The organism is Ruegeria sp. G12 (assembly GCF_056533565.1).
This window is the reverse complement of record NZ_JBQFOO010000011.1, coordinates 142,759-149,825: the sequence shown is the minus strand read 5'-3', so window position 1 is coordinate 149,825 and position 7,067 is coordinate 142,759. Positions and strand designations below refer to the sequence as shown.

The window sequence follows — 7,067 nt, the reverse complement described above, 5'->3', positions numbered from 1 at the left end:
CCAAATTCCAAACGCAGCCCGTTCGATCTACAAACAGTCCACCGGACTGTTTGCTTAACGATCAAACCTCGTCAGGCTCATAACCTGAAGGTCAGAGGTTCAAATCCTACTCCCGCAACCATTACTCTCAGTCAGATATCAAGCAATTAGCCTCACAACTCTAAAGGATAATTGTATCCCGATAATTCAATCATAAGAAGACGAGGTGGAATAGCGTTTGGTCCTAAAGCAACAGCCAGAAGCGGACGTCGGCGCGGATATCGATCCCGCCAAACAGGTCAGGTTACCCCAACAAATCTTCGATTTTCGCCAGCGTCGCCACGTTTACATCAACGCCGGTTTCCCGCGCCGATACGCGGTGCGACTGGCGGCCATCGCCGGGGAGGTGGGCTCCCTCCTGCGAGCGCACCGCCTCGACCAGCGAAGCGATCCCGCTCGAGTAGCCGCCAGCGGATGTCGCATCGGTGTCAATTGCAATAAAGAACTGGCCGGTTTTGGGCGGGCCACCGGCCGTTCCTGAAAAGGGTGAGGCGTGAAGGCCCAGTGTTGCCCCGGTCAGCGTTGCGGCCATGACTTCGGTCAACAGCGCGATGCCGACGCCTTTGTACCCGCCGGATGGGGCCATGCTGCCCTTAAGCCCGACAGTCGGGTCTGTTGTCGGCCTGCCGTCCGGATCAAGCGCCCAGCCAACCGGGATCGCCTTGCCCTCGCGCGCATGTTTCATCACTTCGCTTTTGGCAATTGTGCTGGCGCTTTGATCAATCAGCAGCGCAGGTTGCCCGTCTGCCCCCGGCGCAGCGATGGAGAACGGGTTGGTTCCGACCACGGGTTTCGAGCCCCCGGACGGCGCAATCGACGCCGGTGCGTTGGTGAAGCCGAGCCCGACCAAACCGGCTTGGGCCAACCGGTAGGTGTGATAGCCCAGCACGCCGCAATTGTAGCTGTTGGTGATCGCTAGCGCCGCAATGCCCTGTGCGCGGGCTGCGGGGATCAGGGCCTCGAACCCCAGATCAATCGCGGAATGGGCAAATCCGGTTCCCGCATCGACGCGGACGACTCCGGGCTTGGGCGCTTCAAGCGTCGGCACCGCTTGTCCGTCCACTTTTCCACACTGCACGTGCTCGCAATAGATCGGGATATAGGCAAGGCCATGGCTGGCGACCCCATCCGCCTCGGTTGCCGCTGTCGCAATGGCCAGCGGGCGTGCGTTCGCTTCGCTTGTTCCGGCGGCGGTCAGGGCCCGGAATGCCAGGTCTTCGATCTCTGTCAGCGAAAGTCTGCGCGTTTTAACCATCTTGTTTACCTTCATTCATTGTCGGACAGCCCGGATCCGGCCCCGAGCCTGCGGGACTCCTCGGTTGCGGGTGCATAAGTGCGGTGGGCCATGCCAGTGAGGATGCGCCAGCTTTCGTCATCCGGTGTGGCGCGAGTGGCCGGGGGTCGGGCATGATCCGGCCCCGGGCCTGTGGCGATGCGGACATTGCCGGTTTGGCCAAGGTGACCGTCCGGCAGGGACAGCGCCTCCCCATCCGTTGCCGCGACGCAATCGTCGCACGTAATGGTAAGGCCGGTCTCCAGACGCCGCGCCACATTGGCAGCAAAGGGAAGCAACAGCGCCGGGGCGGCGACATTTCGGATCAGGATCGATCCGGTTCGCAGGGTGGCGGCATGATCGGACAACGCCGCGCCAGTCATCAGCGGGCAGAGATCGCCCTCGCCCTGCCAGTCGCCGTTCACATCCCCGGGCACGTGCCGTTCCATATCGTCAGGAAAGCCGCGCTGCAGAACCGCAGCAAGTTCCGCAGCGCAGTCCAGACCCTGCGCGCACAGCCAGCGCGTGGCTTTTGCGGCCTCTTCCGCGAGGCCCCATGAATAGCCCGCGCCCCGGGTGGCGCGCTTGGCCATGGCTTCGACCTCGTTCAGGGAAAAGTTCATGGTGTGACCTCGGGATAGACCCAGAGATCGGCGTTTTCAGGGCTCAGGTCCTCGGGGTAGGGCGCGCCGGAATACATGCAGATGCGCACCCAACGATCCGACCGGGGATCGAAATGCGTCGCGCCAAAGAAAGAGAGTTTGGCCCGCAGCATGTCGATGGGCAAAACGGTGCCGCTGATCGTGTTGTCGCGGACCTCGCCATAAGGGGCGAAGGGGGTCATCTGCGCGCGGCGGACCGTGTGGCGATGTTCCGGGTGGCGCAGCAGGAAGGCGGCTACCGGTTCGTTGTCATCCCATCCGGTTAGACATTTGTGGGCCAAAGCCGCATCCCGCGCAGGCGCCAGCGGCTGTTCGTAGTCCGCAATCGGTTCCTCGAACCGTTCCCCTAGTCTGGGTTCCAGCTTTTCTTCCGAGACATACCACGCTCGCGCGCAATTCCCGGGGGCCTCCCAGTCCATATCCAGCGCCCAGTCAAAGCTTTGCCGGATCAGCGCCCGCAGGTCCGCGATCGTCATCGCGCCGTCAATGACCTGCGCTCCGGAATGGGTGTCTGACATGCAGCTCGCCAGACCGTCGACAAGGTCGGGGTATGGTTCGAGGATCAGCGATGCGATCAACTCCTGCCCTTCGGGGCTCAGCGCCGTTTCGGACCAGCGCACCAGCCGGTCCCAGGGGTGGTTTTCGGTCAGGTTGTCCCTGTCGAGATAGTCCGAGATTGCCGACAGGTCCGCCTTCAGCGCTGCCAGTTTTTCGATCTGAACCGGGTGCTCGGACTGCCACCACGAGACCGACAGTTTGCTGCGCTTGAAGATGTCCCGGAACGTCTGGGCCTCCGCAGCAGATGCTGTTTCGACCGAGCGCACGCGCGAGATCGCCTCTTCCCGCGCCATGATCCAGTTGTTGAACAGGACCGGGTGGTTGACGATGAAGGGGGCCATGCCCAGACCGGTGGAGTTGCCGATCCCCAACCAGCGTGCGATGTCGGGGGCCAATTCGGCGGTCTCTTCACCGCCCTTGGCGCGGGCCATATGCTGCACCAGATCGCGGACGAAGGTGCGGGTCAGGTAGACCGACAGCATCTCGGCTTGAAACGGCGCGCTGGTTTCCGGGCGGTCCGCGATCTTTTCACGATCCGCCGCCCCGAACTTGCCCGAGCCGTACACGGCGGTGGTCCGCATCAGGTAGCCGACCTTGTAGATTTGCTCGGGATCCGGCTGTTGCCCGGCTGCCAGCCTGTCCACCACATGCGCCCACAACCGGACCGAGCGATTGGCGCGCGACAGGGACAACTCGCGCTCGCTGACGCGACCCGCCTCTTGCAGTGGGACGTTTCGGGACAGCCGGTCGATATCCTCGGTCGTCGGCACGCCATCGAACAGGGCAAAGGTCGCATCCCACGCCTCGGCGATCACGCGGTCCGAGCGTTGTTCGGGCGGCAAATCATGGGCGAAGGCGACCAGCGAATAGGCGCGCTCGGGTCCTTGTGCGGTGTAGACGGCATGGCCGACGCCACGCGCATCAATCTCAAAGACCGGGCGCGAGAAGGTCCAGCGCTCATTGGCCAGGCGCCGGGTCAGTTGCCGCATGAAGCTGAGCCTGCATTGATGCAGCGACCCCAGACGCGACAGGCGCATCACCTGCGCGGGATCGCGCCGGGGGATATGTGCGCCGCTGAGGGTCATTTGGCCTGCGGTCCAAAGTTTTCGGCGAAGAAGCGATACCAGTTGCCGCCCATTATGCCCGCGACCTCGTCGGCGCTCATGCCGACAGCGCGCAATCCGTCTTCGATATTGCCAAAGTCGCGGCTGTCCTGAAACCAACCCGGCATCGGCGGGAAACCGGGGGCCGAGGCCGAACCTTCGCCATAGTCGATTTCCTTGGTCCAGCGCCCCACGCGCATCCATTCGACCACGCTGTCGGGCTGGTCCTGACACAGATCGGTGCCGATCCCCAGATGCTGTGCGCCGTACTTGTCAGCGGTGCGGGCGATCATTTCGCAGAAACTCTCCAACGGGCAAGCGGATTTGTCCTTCAGGTGATGAGGGTAGACCGAAAAGCCCAGCATCCCACCCCGTTCGGTCACCGCCCGGATCACCGCGTCGCGCTTGTTGCGCAGGGCAGGGGCCCAGTCATGCGGGTTGGCGTGTGTGATGGCGATGGGGCGCTCGGACAGGTCGGCGGCCTCGATGGTCGAGCGGTCGGCGGAATGGCTCATGTCGATCACAAGGCCCACGCGGTTCATTTCGCGGATCACCTGCTTGCCCATGCGGGTGATGCCGGTGTCGTGATCCTCGTAGCAACCGGTCGCCAGCAGGGACTGGTTGTTATAGGTCAGCTGCATGAACCGCGCGCCCAGATCGTGCAGGATTTCCACCAGCCCGATATCGTCTTCGATGGGCGAGGGGTTCTGGAACCCGAAAAACACCGCCGTCCGCCCGGTTTCGCGCGCTACGTCAATGTCGCTGGCCCAGCGGCCTTTCAGAATCAGGTCCGGGTATTGCTCGAACCAGCGGTTCCATTTTTCGAAATTCAGAACGGTTTCGCGGAAATTCTCATGATAGGCGATGGTGACATGGATCGCGTCCACGCCGCCCTCGCGTAGTTGGCGGAAAATCTTTTCCGACCAGTTGGCGTATTGCAGCCCGTCGATGCGCATCAGACCGGTGTCCCTGCGCTGATATAGGCGGTTTTGACCGTCGTGTAGAACTCAGCTGCCGCCTTGCCCTGTTCACGCGGGCCATAGGAACTGTCACCGCGCCCGCCGAAGGGCACGTGATAGTCGGTGCCCGCCGTGGGCAGGTTCACTGTGACAACACCGGTGCGGGCGTTGCGGCGGAAATGGGTGGCGCGGGCGAGGCTTTGTGTGACGATGCCCGAGGTCAGGCCGAAATTCGTGTCATTCACCACGCTTAGCGCCTGATCATAGCTGTCGACTTTGATGACGCTGGTCAGTGGCGCGAACATCTCTTCGCGGTTGATGCGCATGTCGTTGGTGGTGTTCAGGAACACGCCGGGCGACATGTAGAAGCCGTCATGCGGCATCTCCAGCCGTTGCCCGCCACAGGCCAGTTCCGCGCCCTCGGATTGGCCCAGGTCGACATAGGCCAGGTTTTCCTGCAATTGCTGTTCGCTGACCACCGGGCCCATCTGTGTGCCGTCCTCCAGCGCATGTCCGACCTTCATCGCTTGCGCACCCGCGACCAGCTTGTCGACAAAGGCATCGTGAATGCCCGCATGCACCACAAGGCGCGAGGATGCGGTGCATTTCTGACCCGTGCCGCCGAAGGCCCCGCCAAGCGCCAGCGTCACCGCCAGATCCAGATCGGCGTCGTCCATCACGGCCAAAGCGTTCTTTGATCCCATCTCCATCTGCACCTTGGTCAGGTTCTGAATGGCCGCCGCTGCTATGCCTTTGCCCACCGGAACCGAGCCGGTGAACGAGATCGCGTTGACCATCGGGCTTTCCACCAGCCGCTGCCCGATGCTGCGCCCCGAGCCCATCACCAGACTGAACAGACCTTTGGGAATGTCCTGCCGCGCGATGATCTCGGTCAGCGCGACCGCCGAGGCCGGGGTCAGGTTCGCAGGCTTCCACACCACCGCGTTGCCGTAACACAGCGCTGGCGCGATCTTCCACGAGGCGGTGGCGGTCGGGAAATTCCACGGGCTGATGATCGCCACCACGCCTACGGGTTCGCGGCGCACGTCGATCTCGACTCCGGGGCGGACGCTGTCGGCATTCTCGCCGATCTGACGCAGGCATTCGGCGGCATAGTAAGTGAAGAACTGACCGGCGCGATAGACCTCACCCTTGCCTTCGGCCAGTGGTTTGCCCTCTTCCCGGCTCAGCAGCGTTCCCAGTTCTTCGGCGCGGGCCATCAACTCGGTGCCGATATTCATCAGCACTGCCTGCTTGCGCTCGGGCAGATAGGCGGCCCATTCGGCCTGCGCGATTCGGGCCTGATCCAGCGCGGCGTCCAGCTGGTCGGCGCTGGCTTGCGCGAACAGGCCAACCAGATCGCTCTGGTCCGAGGGGTTGCGGTTTTCAATCTCAGCATCGCCCGCCAGCCATTCGCCAGCGATCAGGTTCAGTTTGGTCACGTCAGGCCCCAAATGCACAGGTTCAGTTGGGAACAGGATGGATTCCGCAGGGCGCATCAGTCAAACTCAAAGAACTTTAATCCAGTTCAGGAAATCTGAAATATGGCGATCAAAGTTGAGATGCTGCGCTGTTTCAGTACGGTCGCCCAGACCGGCACTCTGGCCGAGGCCGCCGATCGTCTGGGTCGCACCCAGTCTGCCGTGTCGATGACGCTGAAACAGCTTGAGGATCATCTGGGCAAGAAGCTGTTCGAGGGCGAAAGAAAGAACCACTTGTCACCGCTGGGGCAGCAGGTGTTCGATCTGGCGCTGCGGCAGGTTCGTGACTTTGATCAGACCGTTTTGGCCATCGAGGCCGCGGCTAAGGCCGAGCATGGCCTGATCCGCATCGTCTCGGTGCCGTCGGTCGGCGCGCTGGTGTTTCCGTCGCTGCTGGATCACATGACAGCCCGGTTTCCGGGGGTGAAGATCGAGTTGCGCGATGCCGACACGCAGCAAGTGCTGGATTCGCTGGCCGGTGACAGGGCCGATATCGGCATCGCGTCCGGCCATCATGCGCTGAACGGCGTGCAGGCGGTGCCACTGTTCGAGGACCCGTTCGGCCTGGTTGCTGCGCCGGATCACCCGCTGATCACACGCCCCGAACCGCCCCGGATCGCAGACCTGCTGACGACGCGGTTTGTGCGGAACGCGTTGTGCGACCTGATCGCATCGCCCGGATTTCAGGCGGTGCTGGACCGGTCCGAGATCACCATCCACAACACTCATTCCCTGATCACTATGGTCAGAACCGGGGAATGGGCGACGGTGCTGCCGCAAACCGTTGCAATGGTCGGGCCGGGTGGCGCGGTCTTTCGGGCCATTGCCGACCTGCCCGACAAGCGGCAGGTCTATCTGTATATGCGGGAACGCGCCCGGTTCCGGGACCTGTCCAAGGCCTGCAGCGCCTACATTCTGTCGGGCAAATTTGACTGACCAACCGGCGGCAGATGACCTGGACGCGGATAAAAAATACCCCGTGCCACATGACA

Annotated in this window: 6 protein-coding genes; 1 reads left to right on the top strand and 5 read right to left on the bottom strand. The window is 62.7% G+C overall.

What is annotated here, in order from left to right:
* Positions 1 to 283: 283 nt before the first annotated feature.
* Genes ACR0JN_RS20680 through ACR0JN_RS20660 form a run of 5 tightly spaced genes read right to left on the bottom strand, consistent with a single transcriptional unit; the run spans position 284 to position 6,036 of the window.
* Positions 284 to 1,294 carry an Ldh family oxidoreductase gene (locus tag ACR0JN_RS20680; protein ID WP_480888365.1) on the bottom strand — a complete coding sequence of 337 codons (1,011 nt, stop codon included), beginning with the start codon at positions 1,292 to 1,294 and terminating at the stop codon, positions 284 to 286.
* 11 nt (positions 1,295 to 1,305) lie between these two features.
* Entirely contained in the window at positions 1,306 to 1,935 is a 630-nt protein-coding gene (locus ACR0JN_RS20675) for a DUF3726 domain-containing protein (RefSeq protein ID WP_480888364.1), read from the bottom strand.
* On the bottom strand, positions 1,932 to 3,617 hold the full coding sequence (locus ACR0JN_RS20670) for a hypothetical protein (RefSeq protein ID WP_480888363.1): 1,686 nt from the start codon (positions 3,615 to 3,617) through the stop codon (positions 1,932 to 1,934). Before ACR0JN_RS20670 ends, ACR0JN_RS20675 begins: the two co-directional genes overlap by 4 nt.
* A complete protein-coding gene (locus ACR0JN_RS20665; protein ID WP_480888362.1) occupies positions 3,614 to 4,591 on the bottom strand; it encodes a membrane dipeptidase in 978 nt (325 codons plus the stop codon). The genes ACR0JN_RS20670 and ACR0JN_RS20665 overlap by 4 nt, the downstream gene beginning before the upstream one ends.
* Positions 4,591 to 6,036, bottom strand: coding sequence for an aldehyde dehydrogenase family protein (locus ACR0JN_RS20660; protein WP_480888361.1), 1,446 nt, complete (start codon positions 6,034 to 6,036; stop codon positions 4,591 to 4,593). Before ACR0JN_RS20660 ends, ACR0JN_RS20665 begins: the two co-directional genes overlap by 1 nt.
* Positions 6,037 to 6,138: 102 nt before the next feature.
* Here ACR0JN_RS20660 and ACR0JN_RS20655 point away from each other — a divergent pair, with 102 nt between their 5' ends.
* Entirely contained in the window at positions 6,139 to 7,011 is an 873-nt protein-coding gene (locus ACR0JN_RS20655) for a LysR family transcriptional regulator (RefSeq protein WP_480888360.1), read from the top strand.
* Positions 7,012 to 7,067: the final 56 nt, after the last annotated feature.

Bases quoted from the DNA above. Each gene is read 5' to 3' on its own strand.
- ACR0JN_RS20680 (WP_480888365.1), bottom strand. From the start codon at position 1,294: ATGGTTAAAACGCGCAGACTTTCGCTGACAGAGATCGAAGACCTGGCA.
- ACR0JN_RS20675 (WP_480888364.1), bottom strand. From the start codon at position 1,935: ATGAACTTTTCCCTGAACGAGGTCGAAGCCATGGCCAAGCGCGCCACC.
- ACR0JN_RS20670 (WP_480888363.1), bottom strand. From the start codon at position 3,617: ATGACCCTCAGCGGCGCACATATCCCCCGGCGCGATCCCGCGCAGGTG.
- ACR0JN_RS20665 (WP_480888362.1), bottom strand. From the start codon at position 4,591: ATGCGCATCGACGGGCTGCAATACGCCAACTGGTCGGAAAAGATTTTC.
- ACR0JN_RS20655 (WP_480888360.1), top strand. From the start codon at position 6,139: ATGGCGATCAAAGTTGAGATGCTGCGCTGTTTCAGTACGGTCGCCCAG.